Source organism: Streptomyces sp. WAC 06738 (assembly GCF_003945505.1).
In the GTDB taxonomy this organism is placed as follows: Bacteria; Actinomycetota; Actinomycetes; order Streptomycetales; family Streptomycetaceae; genus Streptomyces.
Genome location: NZ_CP029618.1, coordinates 7,793,056 through 7,812,484 on the forward strand (window position 1 = coordinate 7,793,056; position 19,429 = coordinate 7,812,484).

Annotated in this window: 3 protein-coding genes; all 3 read left to right on the top strand. The window is 74.1% G+C overall.

What is annotated here, in order from left to right; genetic code table 11:
- Positions 1-432 precede the first annotated feature (432 nt).
- From DMB38_RS33840 to DMB38_RS33850, 3 genes are read left to right on the top strand one after another with little or no spacing between them, the layout of a single operon-like run.
- On the top strand, positions 433-10,155 hold the full coding sequence (locus DMB38_RS33840; RefSeq protein ID WP_240662621.1) for a non-ribosomal peptide synthetase: 9,723 nt from the start codon (positions 433-435) through the stop codon (positions 10,153-10,155).
- Positions 10,152-14,786, top strand: coding sequence for a non-ribosomal peptide synthetase (locus DMB38_RS33845; RefSeq protein WP_125938383.1), 4,635 nt, complete (start codon positions 10,152-10,154; stop codon positions 14,784-14,786). The genes DMB38_RS33840 and DMB38_RS33845 overlap by 4 nt, the downstream gene beginning before the upstream one ends.
- Positions 14,783-19,366, top strand: coding sequence for a non-ribosomal peptide synthetase (locus tag DMB38_RS33850; RefSeq protein ID WP_240662622.1), 4,584 nt, complete (start codon positions 14,783-14,785; stop codon positions 19,364-19,366). Before DMB38_RS33845 ends, DMB38_RS33850 begins: the two co-directional genes overlap by 4 nt.
- Positions 19,367-19,429: the final 63 nt, after the last annotated feature.

Genomic DNA, 19,429 nt, shown 5'->3' on the forward strand with positions numbered 1-19,429 from the left:
CTGATTGAGCTAGTGGAGACCTCAGGAATGTCTGATTCGCGCAGCCCTGCCCTGCCCGTGGTGCACGTGACACCGTGCACCGCCGGCAGCACATGGGATCTCCGATTCACGGATGGCCTCGATCTCGCGGTGCACATCGAAGCGTCCGCGACAAAGGCGGCGGCCGTGGCGGCGGGATTCTTTCACCGGCTGATGGGCGACCGGGAAGTCGCCGTGGTCATCGAGGGGGAGATGTTCGGTGCCTTGCGCATGGAGATCGCTCCGGAGAGCACGCTGGACGAACTCCAGTGGCGGGCCGTGGAATTGCTCGCCGCTTCGGGGAAGGCGGGCAGGGCGGACGGCGGATCGATATCCGGGGGCGCGGCGCCATGTGCGGTGCCCGCTTGCACGGTTCCCGAGTCCATACCGGAGACGGGGGCCGCACTGAGACGGATGTTCGTGAGATTCGCGGAGCGCGTGCGCGCCGACCCGGATGTCCGGGTGGGCGACGTGGATCTGCTGGGTACGGGGGAGCGGGGGCTGGTGGTGTCGGGGTGGAACGAGACGCCCTTCGCGGTGCCGTCCGGGACGGTCCTGGACCGGTTCGAGGAGCGGGCGCGGTGCACACCGAGCGTGTGCGCCGTGCGGTGCGGCGCCGACACGGTGTCGTACGGGGAGCTGGACGAGCGGGCGAACCGGCTGGCGCGGTATCTGCGGGGGCTGGGTGTGGCTCGGGAGTCGCGGGTGGGCCTCTGCCTGCCGCGGGGCGTGGAGATGGTCGCGGGGATCCTCGCGGTATGGAAGGCCGGCGGCGCGTATGTGCCCCTGGATCCGGCGTATCCGGCGGAGCGGTTGGCGTTCATGGTCGCCGACAGCGCAGCCACGGTCGTGCTGACGACCGGTGCCACGGCGGGGGTGGTATCGGAGTCGGCGGGGCGCGTGGTGTCGCTGGACGACGCGGCGGAGGAGATCGCCGCGGCATCGGCGGAGCCGCTGGGCAGACCGTCGGCACGGGGGCAGTTGGCGTACGTGATCTACACCTCCGGATCGACGGGTCGGCCGAAGGGCGTCGCGGTTCCGCACGGTGGCGCGGCGAACCTGGCTGAGGCGATGCGTCCGGTCCTCGGTGCCGCCGAGGGTGTGACGGCGCTGCAGTTCGCGTCGTTCAGCTTCGACGCGGCGGTGCTGGACGTCGCGGTCACGCTGGCGGCCGGCGGCACCCTGGCGATCGCGTCGGACGAGGAGCGGGTGGAGCCGGCGGCGCTGGCGGAGATGATCCGTGACTCGGGTGTGTCCGTGGCGAGCGTGGTGCCTTCGCTGCTGAGCGTCCTTGATCCGGCTGCGGTCAGGGGTGTGCGGAACTGGGTGCTGGGCGCGGAGTTGCTCACCGCGGACCTGGCGTCGCGCTGGACCGGGCAGGCGCGGGTGTGGAACACGTACGGCCCGACCGAGGCCACCGTCATCACCACCGCCACCCCCCTCGCCGCCGACATCGCCCCGGACGACCCGCCGCCCCCGATCGGCCGCCCTCTCGGCAACACCCGCGTCCACGTGCTGGACGCCCGGCTGCGGCCCGTGCCGCCGGGCGTGACCGGGGAGTTGTATATCGCCGGTGCCGGCCTGGCCCGCGGCTACATCGGCCGGGGCGCGCTGACGGCGGAGCGGTTCGTCGCCTGCCCCTTCGCGGCCGGTGAGCGGATGTACCGCTCGGGGGACCTGGCCCGTTGGACGGCGGACGGCGATCTGGTGTTCGTGGGCCGCGCCGACGAGCAGGTGAAGATCCGCGGTTTCCGCATCGAGCCCGGCGAGGTGCAGTCGGTGCTCGCCGCCCATCCGGGGGTGTCGCAGGCGGCGGTCGTCGTGCGGGAGGACCGGCCGGGCGGCAAGCGGCTCGTCGGCTATGTCGTGGCGGCGCAGGGCGGCGTGGACGCGGATGACCTCCGGGAGTTCTCCGCCGGGCGGCTGCCCGAGCACATGGTGCCCGCCGCCCTCGTGGTCCTCGACGCGCTGCCGCTGACCCCCAACGGCAAGGTCGACCGCTCGGCTCTGCCCCCACCCGGGCCCGGCGGGCCCGTACGCGGGCGCGCCCCCGCGACGCCGCTGGAGCAGCGGATCTGCGAGCTGTTCGCTGACGTGCTGCGCGTCGAGCATGTCGGTTCCGACGACAACTTCTTCGCCCTCGGCGGCGATTCGATTCGCTCGATGCTGCTGGTGTCCGCCGCCCGCGAGGCGGGCTTGGCGCTGACCACCCGGCAGGTGTTCGAGGCCGGGACACCGGCGGGACTGGCGGCCTTTGCCGCGTCGGGCCACGGCGCGGCCCCGGCCGAAGCGGTCGCCGACGCGCCGCTGCTGCACCTCGACGCCGAGCAGCGCGCGGAACTGGCCGCGTCCGTGCTCGGGCTCGTGGACGTGCTGCCGCTCTCCCCGCTGCAGGAGGGCCTGCTGTTCCACGCGCTGTACGACGACCAGGAGCCGGACGCGTATGTCGGCCAACTGATCCTGGACATCGACGGCCCGCTGGACCCGCGCCGGCTGCGGCTGGCGTGGCAGGCGCTGCTGGACCGTCACGCCGGTCTGCGCGCCGGTTTCCGGCAGCCGTCAGGCATGACGCAGCCGGTGCAGGTGATCGTCGGGGACGTCGGGCTGCCCTGGCGCGAGGAGGACCTGTCCGGGCTCGGCGTCACGGAGGCGCGGGCGGAGTCGGAGCGGATCGCGGACGCCGAGCGGGGGCGGCGGTTCGATCCGGCGCGGCCGCCGCTGCTGCGCGTGGCGCTGCTGTGGGTCGGTGCCGAGCGGTACCGGATGGTGCTCACCCTCCACCACATCGCCCTGGACGGCTGGTCGCTGCCGATCGTCCTGCGCGAGCTGTGGACCCTCTACGCGGCGGGCGCCGACCTTTCCGTCCTGCCTCCCGCGACGCCGCACCGCGACCACCTGGCGTGGCTGGCCCGGCAGGACAAGGAGACCGCCGCGGAGGCGTGGCGGCGGGCGCTCGCCGACGTGGACGAGCCGACGCTTTTGGCACCGACACGGCACGACGGTGAACCGGCACGGACCGGCAAGGTGGTCGCGGAACCGGGCACCGGGCTGACCACGGCGCTGGCGGACCTGGCCCGCCGCCGCGGCCTCACGCTGAACACGCTGCTGGAGACCGCGTGGGCGATGGTCGTGGGGCAGCTCGCGGGCCGCAGCGACGTCGTCTTCGGCAGCGTGGTCGCGGGCCGGCCGGCGGAACTGCCGGGCGTGGCCGACATGGTCGGGCTGTTCCTCAACACGGTCCCCGTGCGGGTCCGGCTGGACCCGGCGCAGACGATCGCCGAACTGCTCGACGTGGTCCGGGCCCAGCAGACCGCGCTCCTGGAGCACCAGCACCTCGGTCTCGCGGACATCCAGCGCCTCGCCGGGCCCGGCGCCATGTTCGACACGCTGATGACGCTCCGGACCTACGGCGCCGATGCGAGCGCGCCGCCGGAGCCCCTGCGGGTCACGGAGTCCCGGCTGCGCGAGTCGACGACGTACGCCCTGGCCCTGGGCGTGGAGCCCGGCGAGGGCATGAAGCTCTGGCTCGACTACCGGCTGGACGCATTCGACGAGCGGTCCGCGCAGGCAGTGGCGGACCGGTTCGTCCGCGTGCTCGCGCAGATGGCCGCCGACCCCGGCGGGCGGATCGGCGGCATCGACGCACTGGCCGAGACCGAGCGTGCGGCCGTGCTGTCGGGGTGGAATGCGACGGAGTTGGCGGTGCCGTCGGGTTCGGTGCTGGACCGGTTCGAGGAGCGGGCGCGGCGAGGGCCGGAGGCGGTGGCTGTCCGGTGTGGCGCGGTGGCGCTGTCGTACGGGGAGCTGGATGCGTGGGCGAATCGGCTGGCGCGGTATCTGCGGCGGCTTGGTGTGGGCCGGGAGTCGCGGGTGGGGCTGTGTCTGCCGCGCGGGGTCGGGATGGTTGCGGGGATGCTCGCGGTGTGGAAGGCCGGGGGCGCGTATGTGCCGCTCGATCCCGGCTATCCGGCGGACCGGTTGGGCTTCATGATCGCTGACAGCGGAGCCGCGGTGGTCGTCGGCGCGGCCGGGTCGTTGGCGGAGGTGCCCACGGGTGCGGCTCGGGTCGTGCTGCTGGACGAGGCATCAGCGGAGATCGCGGCGCAGTCCTGTGCGGCGGTGGAGCGGTGGGTCGGGCTCGATGAGCTGGCGTACGTCATCTACACCTCCGGATCGACGGGTCGCCCGAAGGGCGTGGCGGTTCCGCACGAGGGGCCGGCGAACTTGGCCGAGGCGATGCGACCGGTCCTCGGTATCGCGGAGGGTGTGACGGCGCTGCAGTTCGCGTCGTTCAGCTTCGACGCCGCCGTCCTGGATGTCGCCGTCACCCTGGCGGCGGGCGGCACGTTGGCGATCGCGTCGGACGAAGAGCGCGAAGACCGGGCGGCGCTGGCCGAGATGATCCGTAAGGCCGGGGTGTCGGTCGCCAGCGTGGTGCCTTCGCTGCTGAGCATTCTCGATCCGGCCGCGGTCACGGGCGTGCGGAACTGGGTGCTGGGCGCCGAGTTGCTGACGGCGGACCTGGCGTCGCGTTGGACCGGCCAGGCGCGGGTGTGGAACACGTACGGCCCGACTGAGGCCACCGTCATCACCACCGCCACCCCGTTGGGCACGGACATCGAGCCGCACGACGCGCCTCCGCCCATCGGCCGCCCGATCGGCAACATGCGCGTCTACGTGCTGAACGGCTTCCTCCGGCCCGTACCCCCGGGTGTCGTGGGCGAGTTGTATATCGCAGGACCGGGCTTGGCTCGCGGCTATATCGGCCGCGGCGGGCTGACCGCCGAACGCTTCGTCGCCTGCCCCTTCGAGCCCGGTGCGCGCATGTACCGCTCCGGCGACTTGGCCCGGTGGTCCGACGACGGGCTGCTGCACTTCGCGGGTCGCGCCGATGAGCAGGTCAAGATCCGCGGCTTCCGCATGGAGCCCGGTGAGATCGAAGCCGTCCTCGCGGCTCATCCCGACGTGTCGCACGCCGCGGTTGTCGTACGCGAAGACCGCCCCGGCGACAAGCGCCTCATCGCCTACGTGGTCGGCGGTGTCGACACCAACGCCGTAAGGGAGTTCACCGCCACCCGGCTGCCCGAGCACATGATCCCCGCGGCCGTCGTCGTCCTCGATGCTCTGCCCCTCACGCCCAACGGCAAGCTCGACCGCAAGGCCCTGCCCGCTCCGGAGGCGAAAGGGAGTGCGGGACGTGCTCCCGCGACGCCGCGTGAGGTGCTGCTCTGTGAGCTGTACGCCGACGTTCTCGGCGTGGAGCGCGTCGGCGCCGATGACTCCTTCTTCGCTCTCGGCGGTGACTCGATCCGTTCGATGCTGCTCGTGTCGGCTGCTCAGCGGACGGGGTTGGCGTTCACGTCGCGCCAGGTGTTCCAGCTCCGTACCCCCGCCCGGCTTGCCGCCGTCGCGGCCACCGTGACCGACGCCGCCGGAGCTTTCGATGCGCCACCGCTCGTCGACCTGGCGCCGGAGGTACGGGACGAGCTGTCGGCCGCCGTCCCCGGGCTGGTGGAGGTGCTGCCGGTATCGCCGTTGCAGGAAGGGCTGTTGTTCCACGCGGTCTACGACGAGCAGGCCGCCGACGTTTACGTCGGACAGCTCGTGCTCGGCGTGGAAGGCCCGCTCGACACCGCTGTTCTGCGGGCGTCGTGGCAGGCGCTGCTCGCCCGCCACGCCAGCCTGCGCGCCGGGTTCCGGAATCTGCCCGGCGTGGCCCGGCCGGTGCAGGTGGTGGTCGAGGACGCCGAACTGCCGTGGCGCGAGGAAGACCTGACCGCGCTGGGCCCCGCCGAGGCGTGGGCGGAGTCGGAGCGGATCGCCGCAGCCGAGCGCGCCCGGCGGTTCGACCTGGAGCGCCCGCCGCTGCTGCGGGTGGCGCTGCTGCGGACGGGCGCCGAGCGGTACCGGATGGTGCTCACCCTCCATCATCTGGCGCTCGACGGCTGGTCGGTGCCGATTCTGCGGCGCGAGTTGTGGGCGTGCTACGCGGCCGGGGGCAGCGCAGCCGGGCTGCCACCCGTGACGCCGTACCGCGACTACCTCGCCTGGCTGGCCCGGCAGGACAAGGAGACCGCCGCGGAGGCGTGGCGGCGGGCGCTCGCCGACGTGGACGAGCCGACACTCGTCGCCCCCGGGAGTGACGGCGCCGCCGACGCCCCCTCACGGGATCTCGTGCGCAGCGCCGGCGCCGCCCTGGAAGAGGCGCTGGCCGGGCTGGTCCGTGCGCACGGGGTGACGCTCAACACCGTGATCGAGACGGCCTGGGCGATGGTCGTGGGCCAGCTCGCGGGCCGTAGTGACGTGGTGCTGGGCGCCGCGGTCGCCGGGCGCCCGGCGGAGCTGCCGGGCATGGAGCACATGCTGGGGCTGTTCATCAACACGGTCCCGGTGCGTGTACGGCTCGAACCGGCGCAGCGCGTCGCGGACCTCTTGGCGGACGTACAGGCGCAGCGGGCGGCGCTGATGGACCACCAGCACCTCGGTCTCGCGGACATCCAGCGGCTCGCCGGGCCGGGCGCGACGTTCGACACCGTGATGGCCTTCGAGAACTTCCCCTCCGCTTCCGACGCCATCGACGCCTCCGCCGACCCGCACGCCGCCCACGGTCCGGCTCCGGCGGGGCTGCGCTTCACCGAGGCGGCGGTCTGGGGCGAGACGAACTACCCGCTCACGCTGGTCGCCGATCCCGCAGGTGGGCTGCGGCTGAAGCTGAGCCACCGGCTCGACTCCTTCGACGCCACCGCGGCCGGCGCCGTCCTCGACCGGCTCGTGCACGTCCTGGAGCGGATGGCGGCCGACCCCGGGGTGCCTGTCGGCCGGATCGACGTCCTCGGCGGCCCGGAGCGGACCCGGGTGCTGCGGGACTTCAACGACACCGACCGCCCCCGCGCAAAGGGTGCGCTGCCTGAGCTGTTCGGCGAGCGGGCGGCCCGGTGCGCCGATGCAGTCGCGCTGGTCGACGGCGAGCGGGAGTGGACGTACGCCGAGCTGAACGAGGCCGCAGACCGGGTCGCCGGCGGGCTCGCCGCGCGCGGAGTGCGGCGCGGGGATCTCGTGGGCGTGGTGATGGAGCGGTCCGCGGAGCTGGTGATCGTGCTCCTCGGCATCGCCAAGGCCGGCGCCGGGTACGTCCCGGTGGCCGCGGACTGGCCGGCAGCGCGCACCGAACTGGCGCTCGGCCGGACCGTACTGACCGTGGCGGACGGGCAGCCGGGCACCTCGGCGGCACAGGTCGTCCCGGCCGCCGAACTGCTCGCCTCTGCCGCCGCGGACCCGGTGTCCCTCGGTCCGGACGACGTGGCGTACGTGATGTACACGTCCGGGTCGACCGGGCTGCCGAAGGGCGTCGAGGTCACGCACGGCGACGTGGCGGACCTCGCGCGCGACGGCCGTTTCGCCCGCGGCCACGAGCGGGTCCTCTTCCACTCTCCGCAGACGTTCGACGCCGCCACGTACGAGCTGTGGGCGCCGCTGCTGACCGGCGGCCGGGTCGTCGTCGCGCCGTCCGGCGTGGTGACGCCCGCGCGGCTGCGGGAGCTGATCCGGCGGCACGGGATCTCCGCGATGTGGCTGACGGCCGCGCTCTTCCACCTGTTCGCGCAGGACGACCCAGAGTGCCTGCGCGGGCTGCGCGAGGTGTGGACCGGCGGCGACGCGGTGCAGGCGGAGGCGGTGCGCCGGGTGCGTGCGGCGTGCCCGGAGCTGGTGGTCGTGGACGGGTACGGGCCGACGGAGACCACCACGTTCGCGACCTCGTACCGCATCGAGCCCGGCGCGCCCGTCCCGGCGTCCGTGCCGATCGGCGGGCCCCTCGACAACATGCGGCTGTACGTGCTGGACAGCTTCCTGCGCCCGGTGCCCGCCGGGGTGACCGGCGAGCTGTACATCGCCGGGGCCGGCCTGGCCCGCGGCTACGCGGACCGGCCGGAGCTGACGGCGGAGCGGTTCGTGGCCTGCCCGTTCGCGCCGGGGGAGCGGATGTACCGCTCGGGTGACCTGGTGCGCTGGACCGGCGGCGGTGTGCTGGAGTTCGCCGGGCGGGCGGATGCGCAGGTGAAGGTGCGCGGCTTCCGCGTGGAGCTGGGCGAGATCGAGGCCGTGCTCGCCGGTCACGAGGCGGTCGGGCAGGCCGTGGTCGTGGCCCGCGAGGACCGGCCGGGCGACAAGCGGCTGGTGGGGTACGTCGTCGCGGACGGCGGGCGGTACGTCACCGAGGACGCGCTGCGCGCGTACGCCTCGGAGCTGCTGCCGGAGTACATGGTGCCGGCCGCGGTGCTGGTGCTCGACGCGATGCCGGTGACGGCGAACGGGAAGGTGGACCGCAAGGCGCTGCCCGCCCCGGACTTCGCCGGCCGGGCGACCGGCCGGGCGCCGAGGGGCGCCGCGGAGACGGCGCTGTGCGCGCTCTTCGCCGACGTGCTCGGGCTGGCCCGGGTCGGTGCCGACGACAGTTTCCTGGAGCTGGGCGGGGACTCCATCACGTCCATGCAACTGGCGTCCCGCGCCCGCAAGGCCGGGTTTGTGCTGACGCCGCGCCAGATCTTCGAGGAGCGCACCCCCGAGCGGCTGGCCGTGGCCCTGGAGACCGCCGGGCCCGGCGGGGAGGCGCCCGCGGGCAGCGGGGATGCCGACGGCGGCTCGGGCGTGGGCGAGGTGCCGTGGACGCCGGTGATGCGGTGGATCGGCGCGGGTGTCGCCGGCGCCGGGTTCACGCAGTGGACGGTGGTGGGCGCCCCCGCCGGGCTGGCGCACGGGGTGCTGGCAGGCGGCGTGGCCGCCGTGCTCGACGCGCACGACATGCTGCGCGCCCGCACCGCTCCGGCCGATCCGCACCCCCGCATCCTCGTCCCGGAGCCCGGCTCTCTCGACGCCGCCGCGCTGATCACCCGCGTCGACGCCGCCGACGTGCCCGACGGGAAGCTGGACGAGACCGCCGGCAGGGCGGCGGCCGAGGCGGCGGCCGGGCTCGACCCCGCGGCCGGCGCCGGGATGCTGCGGGTGGTGTGGCTGGACGCGGGCCCGTACCGCACCGGCCGCCTCGCGCTCGTCGTCCACCACCTCGCGGTCGACGGCGTGTCCTGGCGCGTCCTCCTGCCCGACCTGCGGAACGCCTGCGAGGCGCTGGCCGCGGGCCTGCCGCCCCGCCTCCACCCCGTGCCGACGTCGTTCCGCCGCTGGGCGCGCGCACTCGTCGCCCAGGCCGCGGGCGAGGCGCGCCAGGCGGAGCTGGAGCAGTGGACGAAGCTGCTGGTCGAGCCCGAACCGCTGGTCGGCAGGCGGGCGCTCGACCCGGCCGCCGACACCGCGCGCACCCAGCGCCGCGCGTCCTGGACCGTGCCCGCGGAGCAGGCGGCCACCCTCCTGACCCGTACGCCCACGGCGTACCACTGCGGCGTGCACGAAGTGCTGCTCGCCACCTTCGCCGCCGCCGTCGCGCGCTGGCGCCCCGGCGGGCACACGGGGCTGCTGGTGGACATGGAGGGCCACGGTCGGGAGGAACTCGGCGACCTCGACCCGTCGCAGACCGTGGGCTGGTTCACCGCGGTCCACCCGCTGCGGCTCGATCTCGGCGGCATCGACCTGGACGAGGTCCGCGGCGGCGGCCCGGCCGCGGGTGAGCTGCTGAAGTCCGTCAAGGAGCAGGCGCAGGCCGTGCCCGGCGACGGTCTCGGCCACGGCCTGCTGCGGCACCTCAACCCGGAGACTGCCGAGGTGCTGGCCGCCCTGCCCGCACCGCAGGTCGGCTTCAACTACCTGGGCCGCTTCACCGCCGGCCCCCGCGCGGGCCGCGTCGAGGCGTGGCAGCCGGCCGGGGAGACCGCCGTCGGCGGCTCGGCCGCGCCCGGCATGGCGATCACCCACGCGCTGGAGGCCAATCCGGTCGTCCGCGACACCTCCGCGGGCCCCGAGCTCACTCTCGCGCTCGCCTGGGCCGGCGGGATCCTGACCGACGCGGACGCGGACCGACTCGGCCGCGTCTGGCTGGACATGCTCGCCGGGCTCGCCGCCCACACCGACGACCCGGCGGCCGGCGGGCACACCCCCTCCGACTTCCCCCTCCTCGACCTCGGCCAGGACGAGATCGACCAGTTCGAAGCGATCGCGGCGAAGCTCCAAGGAGGACTGACCCGGTGAACCCTTCAGCCGTCGCCAAAGGCTCCGCCCTGGCAGAGATGTGGCCCCTGTCGCCGCTGCAGGAAGGTCTCCTGTTCCACGCCGGTTTCGACACCGACAACCCCGGCGTCTACGCCGTGCAGTTCATGCTCGACGTGGACGGGCCGCTGGACCACCGGCGCTTCCGCGCCGCCTGGGCCGGGCTCCTCGCCCGGCACCCGGCGCTGCGCGCCAGCTTCCACCGGCGCCCCTCCGGCGAGGCCGTCCAGCTCATCACCCGCGAGGTGGAACTGCCGTGGCGGGACGCGGACCTGTCCGCGCTGCCCCGGGCCGACGCGCTCGCCGAGACCCAGGCACTGGCCGACGCGGAACGCGCCCGGCCCATCGACCTCGCCGCGGCCCCGCTGCTGCGCCTGCTCCTCGTCCGGCTCGGCGAGGAGCGGCACCGGCTGGTGGTGACGACCCATCACATCCTCATCGACGGCTGGTCGATGCCGATCCTGCTGCGCGAACTGGCCGCGGTGTACGAGGCGGGCGGCGACCTGTCGATGCTCAAGCCCGCCCCCTCCTACGGGCAGTACCTGGCATGGCTGCGCCGCCAGGACAAGGGCCGGGCGCAGGCCGCCTGGCGCGCCGAGCTGGCCGGGGCCGACGAGCCGACGCTCGTCGTACCGCCGGACGCGCTCGAAGGGCCGGTGGTGCCCGGGCGGGTGCGCTTCACGCTCGGCGCGGAGCTGTCGGCGGGAGTGGCGGAGCTGGCGCGTGCGCAGGGCCTGACGGTCAACACGGTGGTGCAGGGCGCCTGGGCGCTGGTCCTGGCCCGGCTCACCGGCCGCGACGACGTCGTCTTCGGCGCCACCGCCGCGGGCCGCCCGCCCGAACTGCCCGGCGTCGAGGCCATGGTCGGCCTCTTCATCAACACGCTGCCCGTCCGCGTCCGGCTCGACCCCGCCCGTCCCGCGGTGGAACTCCTCGCCGACCTCCAGCGGCGCCAGGTCGGCCTGATGGCGCACCAGCACATCGGGCTGCCCGACGTGCAGAAGCTCGCCGGCCCCGGCGCCACGTTCGACACCCTCGTCGTCTACGAGAACTACCCCCTCACCTCCGCCGAGTCCGACGACCCCGAGGCACTGTCCATCCGCTTCGCCGGTGAGCCCCAGGACGCCGGCCACTACCCGCTGACGCTCATCGCCTGGCCCGGCGAGCAACTGCGGGCCGAGCTCTTCTACCGGCGCGACGTGTTCGAGCCTAGCCGGGCCGAGATCGTCACCGCGTCCTTCGTGCGGGTGCTGGAGCAGCTCGTCGCCGATCCGGCCGCGCCCGTCGGGCGCCTCCACGCCATCGACGCGCGGCGGCGCGCGCTGGTCACGACCCGCTGGAACGACACCGCGGCGCCCGTGCCCGAGCCGCTGGCCCCCGAATCGTTCTCCGCTCAGGTGGGGCGGTCGCCGGAGGCGGTGGCGCTGGTGGCCGGCGGGGAGTCGCTGTCGTACGGGGAGCTGGGGGTTCGTGCGGGGCGGTTGGGCCGGTATCTGGTGGCGGCGGGGGTGGGGCCTGAGGTTCGGGTGGCGGTGGTGGTGGAGCGGTCGGCTGTGCTGGTCGAGGCGTTGCTTGCGGTGTCGCTGGCCGGGGGTGTGTTCGTGCCTGTGGATCCCGAGTATCCGGCCGAGCGGCTGGCGTTCGTGCTGGGGGATGCCGATCCGGCGGTGGTCTTGTGCACGGCGGCGACGCGGGACGTGCTGCCGGAGAACGTGCGGCCGGTGGTGCTGGACGATTCGGCGGTGGCGGCCGAGGTGGCCGCGTATCCGGGCGGGGTGCTGCGGGCGGAGGAGCGGCGGGGTCCGCTGACGGCCGATCATGCCGCGTACGTCATCTACACCTCCGGCTCCACCGGCACCCCCAAGGGTGTCGTCGCCTCCCACCGCGGCCTGCGCAACCTCGTCGCCGACCGCCTCGCGCAGTACGGATTCGGCCCCGGCAGCCGCGTCCTGCAACTGGTGTCGCCGAGCTTCGACGTCTCGATGAGCGACATCTGGCCGGTGCTCTGCGCCGGCGGCCGGCTCGTGCTCGGACCCGCCCGGCTCGACCTCTCCGGCGACGAGCTGGCCCGCCTGATGCGCGACGAGTCTGTCACCTACGTCGCCACCACTCCGACGCTGCTCGCCGAAGTACCGCCCGCCGACCTGCCGGAGCTGCGCAGCGTCGTCCTCGGCGGCGAACCCGGGTCGCCCGAGCTGCGCCGCCGCTGGCTCACCGGCCGCGAGCTCTTCAACGAATACGGCGTCACCGAAGCGACCGTCGCCTCCACGCTCGGCCGGATCCGCGACCCCCGCGGCACCCCGCCGATCGGCGGCCCCGTCACCAACTCCCGGGTGTACGCGCTGGACGCGTTCCTCCAGCCCGTGCCGCCGGGGGTGGCGGGCGAGCTGTATCTCGCCGGGGCCGGAGTCGCCCGCGGCTATCTGGGGCGGCAGGGGCTGACCGCGGAGCGGTTCGTGGCCTGCCCGTTCACGCCCGGCGAGCGGATGTACCGCACCGGCGACCTCGTGCGCTGGACCGACGACGGCGAGCTGGTCTTCGTCGGCCGCGCCGACGAACAGGTCAAGGTCCGCGGGCACCGTATCGAACTGGGCGAGATCGAGGCCGCGCTGCGGGAGGCCGCCGGGGTCGCCGAGGCCGTGGTGGTCGCGCGCGCTGACGGCCCCGGCGACAAGCGGCTCGTCGGCTACGTCGTCGCGGAAGGGCCGGACGTCGACCCGCGGCGGGTGCGCGAGGAGGCGGCCGCGGCGCTGCCGGACTACATGGTGCCGGCAGCCGTGCTCGTGCTGCCCGGGCTGCCGCGTACCACCAGCGGAAAGGTCGACAGGACCGCCCTGCCCGCACCGAACTTCGCCGAGCACGCCACCGGCCGCCCGCCCGAGGGCGAGACGGAGACCGCGCTGTGCGCGCTCTTCGCCGAGGTGCTGGGACTGGAACGGGTCGGCGCGGATGACGACTTCTTCGCTCTCGGCGGTGACTCCATCACCTCCATGCAGCTCGCCTCCCGTGCCCGCCGCGCCGGACTTGTGCTCACGCCCCGGCAGGTCTTCGACGAGCGGACCCCTGAGCGCCTGGCCGTGCCCGCCACCCTGGCGGCGGCGCCCGCGGCGGAGCACGGCGCCGACAGCGGCGTCGGCGAGGTGCCGTGGACGCCGGTGATGCGCCGGCTCGGTCCGCGGACCGCGGGCCGGGAGTTCGCGCAGTGGATGGTCGTCGGTGCCCCGGCGGGCCTCGGCCCCGAGGCGCTCGCCGGCGGCATTGGCGCACTGCTGGACACCCACGACGTGCTACGGGCCAGAGCGGACCTGTCCGACGAGGAGGCCCCCCGCCTCCTCGTCGCGCGGCGCGGCACGGTGGACCCGGCCGCCCGTGTGACCCGTATCGACGCCGCGGACGTCGACGACCTGGACGGGCTCGCCGAGCAGGCCGCGCGCGCGGCCGTCAACCGGCTGGACCCGGCGAGCGGCGTCATGGTCCACGCCGTATGGCTCGACGCCGGGCCCGCCCGGGTGGGGCGCATCGCGCTCCTCGTCCACCATCTCGTGGTCGACGGGGTGTCGTGGCGGATCCTGCTGCCCGACCTGCGGGCCGCGTGCGAGGCGGTGGGCGAGGGGCGGAAGCCGGAGCTGGAGCCGGTGGCGACGTCGTTCCGCCGCTGGTCGCGGGAGCTTGCGGCGCAGGCGGTGAGCAAGGACCGGCAGGCCGAACTTCAACGCTGGAGTGCACAACTGGGCGCCGGCGCACCTGCGCTGACCCGTCGTCCGCCGGACCCGGCGACCGACACCGTCGTATCGCTGCAGAACGCGTCCTGGACCCTCCCGGCGGACCAAGCGGTGACGCTCACCGGCCGGACGCCCGCCGCCTTCCATTGCGGTGTCCACGAAGTGCTGCTCGCCACCCTCGCCGCGGCGGTGGCCCACTGGCGCCCGGGAGCACGCGGAACCGTCCTGGTGGACGTCGAGGGCCACGGCCGTGAGCCGGCCGGAAACCTCGACCTGTCGCGCACCGTGGGCTGGTTCACCAGCGTCCACCCGCTCCGCCTCGACCTGCACGGCATCGACCTCGACGATGTTCGCGCCGGCGGGCCGGCCGCCGGACGGCTCCTCAAGGCCGTCAAGGAACAGGCCCAGGCGGTACCAGGCGACGGCCTCGGCCACGGGCTCCTGCGCTACCTCAACGCGGACACGGCCGCGGCGGTGGCGGCGCTGCCGCAGCCGGAACTGGGTTTCAACTACCTCGGCAGGTTCCCCGCCCGTGGCGCGGGACCCGTGGCGGCCTGGCAGCCCGCGGGCGAGAGCGCCGTCGGCGGCACGGCCCCGCCCGACATGCCGATACTGCACGCCCTGGGCACGAACGCCGTCATCCGCGACAGCGCCGCCGGCCCCGAGCTGTCGTTCACCCTCGGCTGGCCGCCCGACCTGCTGGACCGGGCCGACGCCGAACGCCTCGGAGACACCTGGCTGGAGATGCTCGCCGGCCTCGCCGCGCACACCGAGGACCCCGCCGCCGGCGGGCACACCCCCTCCGACTTCCCCCTCCTCGACCTCGGCCAGGACGACGTCGAACGGCTCGAAGAGATCGCCGGCACGATCGAAGGAGGACTGTCCCGGTGAAGACCCACACCGCCGCCACCCGTCCGGCCCTGGAAGTGTGGCCGCTGTCGCCGCTGCAGGAGGGCCTGCTGTTCCACGCCGGCTACGACGACACCGGCCCCGACCTCTACACCGTGCAGTTCGTCCTCGGCCTCGACGGCCCCCTGGACGCCGCGCGCCTGCGCGCCTCCTGGGAGACGCTGCTCGCCCGGCACGGCGCCCTGCGCGCCAGCTTCCACCGGCGCGCCTCCGGCGAAGCCGTCCAGCTCATCGCCCGCGAGGTCCGGCTGCCCTGGCGCGAGGCCGACCTGTCCGGTGCCAGAGGACCGGACGCCGCCGCCCGGCTCGAAAAGCTGGCCGCCGAGGAGCGCGCGCAGCGGCTGAACCCCGCGACGCCACCCCTACTGCGGCTGCTCCTCGTCCGGCTCGGCGACCGGCGCCACCGGCTGGTGATGACGACCCACCACATCCTGATGGACGGCTGGTCGATGCCGGTGCTGCTCGGCGAGCTGTCCGCGGTGTACGAGGCGGGAGGCGACGCCTCCGCGCTCAAGCGCGCCGCCTCGTACCGGGATTACCTGGCCTGGCTGGGCCGGCAGGACAAGGAGGCGGCGCGGGAGGCGTGGCGGGCGGAGCTGGCGGGAGTGGACGAGCCGACGCAGGTCGTGCCCGCGGATCCCGGGCGGTCGGCGGTGCTGCCGGAGCAGACCGAGGCGCGGCTGGGGCGCGAAGCGACTGCTGCTCTGGGGGCGTGGGCGCGTGGGCGAGGGCTGACGGTCAACACGGTGGTGCAGGGGGCGTGGGCGTTGGTGCTGGCGCGGTTGGCGCGTCGTTCGGATGTCGTATTTGGCGCGACGGTGGCGGGGCGCCCTCCGGAGTTACCGGGTGTCGAGGCGATGGTCGGTCTCTTCATCAACACGTTGCCGGTGCGGGTGCGGTTGGACGGCGGGCAGCGGGTGGCGGATCTCCTCGCGGACGTGCAGCGGCGGCAGTCGGCCCTGATGGGTCACCAGCACCTGGGACTCCAGGAGGTCCAGAAGCTGGGCGGTGCGGGCGCGACCTTCGACACCCTCGTCGTCTACGAGAACTACCCGAGGCCGCCGGAGGACACCGCGGGCCGCGACGCCCTGTCCATCGACGTCCTGGACTCCCGCGAAGCGACCAACTACCCGCTGACGCTCGGCGTCGACGTCACCGACCAGCTCGAAGTCCGGCTGACCTACCGGCCGGATCTGTTCGGGGCGGACGAGGCGGAGGCGCTGGCGCGGCGGTTGGTGCGGGTGCTGGAGCGGGTGGTGGCGGAACCGGAGGTGCGGGTCGGGGACGTGGATGTACTGGACGTTCGCGAGCGCGCGGCGGTGGTGTCGGGGTGGAACGCCACGGAGCTGGTGGTGCCGCCGGGTTCGGTGCTGGACCGGTTCGAGGAGCGGGTCCGGCGGGCGCCGGATGCCGTTGCCGTGCGGTGCGGGGCGGTGGCGCTGTCGTACGGGGAGTTGGATGCGCGGGCGAATCGGCTGGCGCGGTATCTCCAGAGGCTCGGGGTGGGCCGGGAGTCGCGGGTGGGGCTCTGCCTGCCGCGGGGCGTGGAGATGGTCGCGGGGATGCTCGCGGTGTGGAAGGCCGGGGGCGCGTACGTGCCGCTCGACCCCGCCTATCCGGCGGAGCGGCTGGCGTTCATGGCCTCCGACAGCGGGGCGCAGGTGGTGCTGAGCACGGGAGAGCTGGCGCCCGAGGGTGCGGTGCGGCTGGATGAGGCCGCGGGGGAGGTTGAGGCCGAGTCGGCAGAGCCGTTGGGCACGACGCTCCAGCCAGGACAGCTCGCGTATGTGATCTATACGTCGGGGTCGACGGGTCGCCCGAAGGGCGTGGCGGTTCCGCATGAGGGCCCGGCGAATTTGGCCGAGGCGATGCGTCCGGTCCTCGGTATAGCGGAGGGTGTGACGGCGTTGCAGTTCGCGTCGTTCAGCTTCGACGCCGCCGTGCTGGATGTCGTGGTCACGCTGGCGGCGGGTGGCACGTTGGCGATCGCGTCGAGCGAGGAGCGTGAGGAGCCGGCGGCGCTGGCGGAGATGATCCGTAGCGCAGATGTGTCGGTGGCGAGTGTGGTGCCGTCCCTCCTGAGCGTTCTCGATCCGGCCGCGGTCACGGGCGTGCGGAACTGGGTGCTGGGCGCCGAGTTGCTGACGGCGGACCTGGCGTCGCGTTGGACCGGCCAGGCGCGGGTGTGGAACACGTATGGCCCGACTGAGGCCACCGTCATCACCACCGCCACCCCACTGGACGCGGACATCGAGCCGCACGATCCGCCTCCGTCCATCGGCCGCCCGATCGGCAACGCCCGCACCTACGTGCTGGACGGCTTCCTCCGGCCCGTGCCCCCGGGTGTCGTGGGCGAGTTGTACATCGCGGGTCCCGGCCTGGCTCGCGGCTATATCGGCCGCGGCGGGCTGACCGCCGAACGCTTCGTCGCCTGCCCCTTCGAGCCCGGTGCGCGCATGTACCGCTCCGGCGACTTGGCCCGGTGGTCCGACGACGGGCTGCTGCACTTCGCGGGTCGCGCCGATGAGCAGGTCAAGATCCGAGGGTTCCGTATCGAGCCCGGTGAGATCGAAGCCGTCCTCACCGCCCACCCCGACGTGTCGCACTCCGCGGTTGTCGTACGCGAAGACCGCCCCGGCGACAAGCGCCTCGTGGCCTACGTGGTCGGCGGTGTCGACACCGACGCCGTACGCGAGTTCACCGCCACCCGGCTGCCCGAGCACATGATCCCCGCGGCCGTCGTCGTGCTCGACGCACTGCCGCTCACCCCCAACGGCAAGATCGACCGTGCCGCCCTGCCGACTCCCGACCTCGCCGAGCGCGTCTCCGGACGTGCTCCCGCGAATCCCACCGAGGCCGCGCTGTGCGCGCTCTTCGCCGAGGTGCTGGGCGTGGAACGAGTGGGTGCGGATGACGACTTCTTCGCTCTCGGCGGTGACTCCATCACCTCCATGCAACTCGCCTCCCGCGCCCGCCGTGAAGGGCTCGTGCTCACCCCCCGACAGGTCTTCGAGGCCAAGACCCCCGCGCGGCTGGCCGTGGTCACCGAGCCCGAGCCGGCGCCGGCCGTCGCGGACACGGGTGTCGGTGACGCGCCCTGGACGCCCGTGATGCGGGCGCACGGCCTACGGGCGGCGGCTCCCGGCTTCGTCCAGTGGACGGTCGTCGGCGCACCTCCCGTCCTGGGCCTCGACGTGCTCACCGCCGGTGTGGCTGCCCTTCTCGACGTGCACGACGTGCTCCGGGCCCGCGCCGACGTCTCGGATCCGGCGAACCCTCTCCTGGTCATCCCCGAACGCGGCACCGTCGACCCGGCCCGGCTCGTCACCCGCATCGACGCCGCCGGCACCACCGACCTCGACGCGCTTGCCGCCCGCGAAGCCCGCACTGCCGCGGCGCAGTTGCGCCCCGAGGACGGTTCGATGGTCCGCGTCGTCTGGCTGGATGTCGGTCCGTCGCGGGTCGGACGGCTGGTCCTGGTCGCCCATCACCTCGTGGTGGACGGCATGTCCTGGCGCATCCTCCTTCCCGACCTCCAATCCGCATGCACCGCGCTGGCCGACAACCGCCAGCCCACCCTCGACCCCGTCCCCACCCCCTTCCGGCACTGGGCACACGCACTCGTCACCCAGGCCGCCAGCAGTCACCGCACCGACGAACTCCAGCCCTGGACCGACCTCCTCGCCACCCCGGAACCACCCCTCGGCCACCGCCCCCTCGACCCCGCCACCGACACCGCCGCGACCATGCGTTCGCACACCTGGACCGTGCCCGCCGAGCAGGCGGCGACGCTTACCGCCCGTACGCCCGCCGTCTTCCACACCGGCGTGCACGAGGTGCTGCTGGCGACCCTCGCCGGGGCCGTCGTCCACTGGCATCCCGACACGACGCACCACGGCGTGCTGGTCGACATCGAAGGCCACGGCCGTCAGCCGCTCGGGGACATGGACCTGTCCCGTACGGTCGGCTGGTTCGCCGCCGTCCACCCGCTGCGCCTCGATGCCTCCGCCGTCGATCTTTCCGACGCGCGCGCCGGCGGACCGGCGGCCGGTGCGCTGCTGAAGGCGGTCAAGGAGCAGGTGCAGGCCGTGCCCGGTGACGGCCTCGGCCACGGGCTGCTGCGCTACCTCAACCCCAAGACCGCCGATGCCGTGGCTGCCCTGTCGCGCCCCCAGATTGCCTTCAACTACCTCGGCCGCTTCCCCGCCGCATCCCCGGTCGGTGACCCCGAGCCGTGGCAGGCAGCCGGGGAGACCGCGGTCGGCGGCTCCGCCGCGCCGGACCTGCCGGTGGCGCACGCGCTGGAGGCGAACGCGGTGGTCCGCGACACGCCCGACGGCCCCGAGCTGACGCTGACCCTGAGCCGGCCCGCCGGTCTGCTCGGCGCCGAGGAGACCGAACGGCTGGGCGCCACCTGGCTGGACCTGCTGGCCGGGCTCGCCGCGCACACAGAGGATCCGGCGGCCGGCGGGCACACCCCGTCCGACTTCGCCCTGCTCGACCTCGGTCAGGACGAGGTGGACGAGTTCGAGGCCGACCTGGCAGAAGACGGCCTTCTGTGACCCCGTCCCCGTGAACCCGCAAGCCCCAGACCCCACACCCCAGACCCAAGCCGCAGTCAGCGA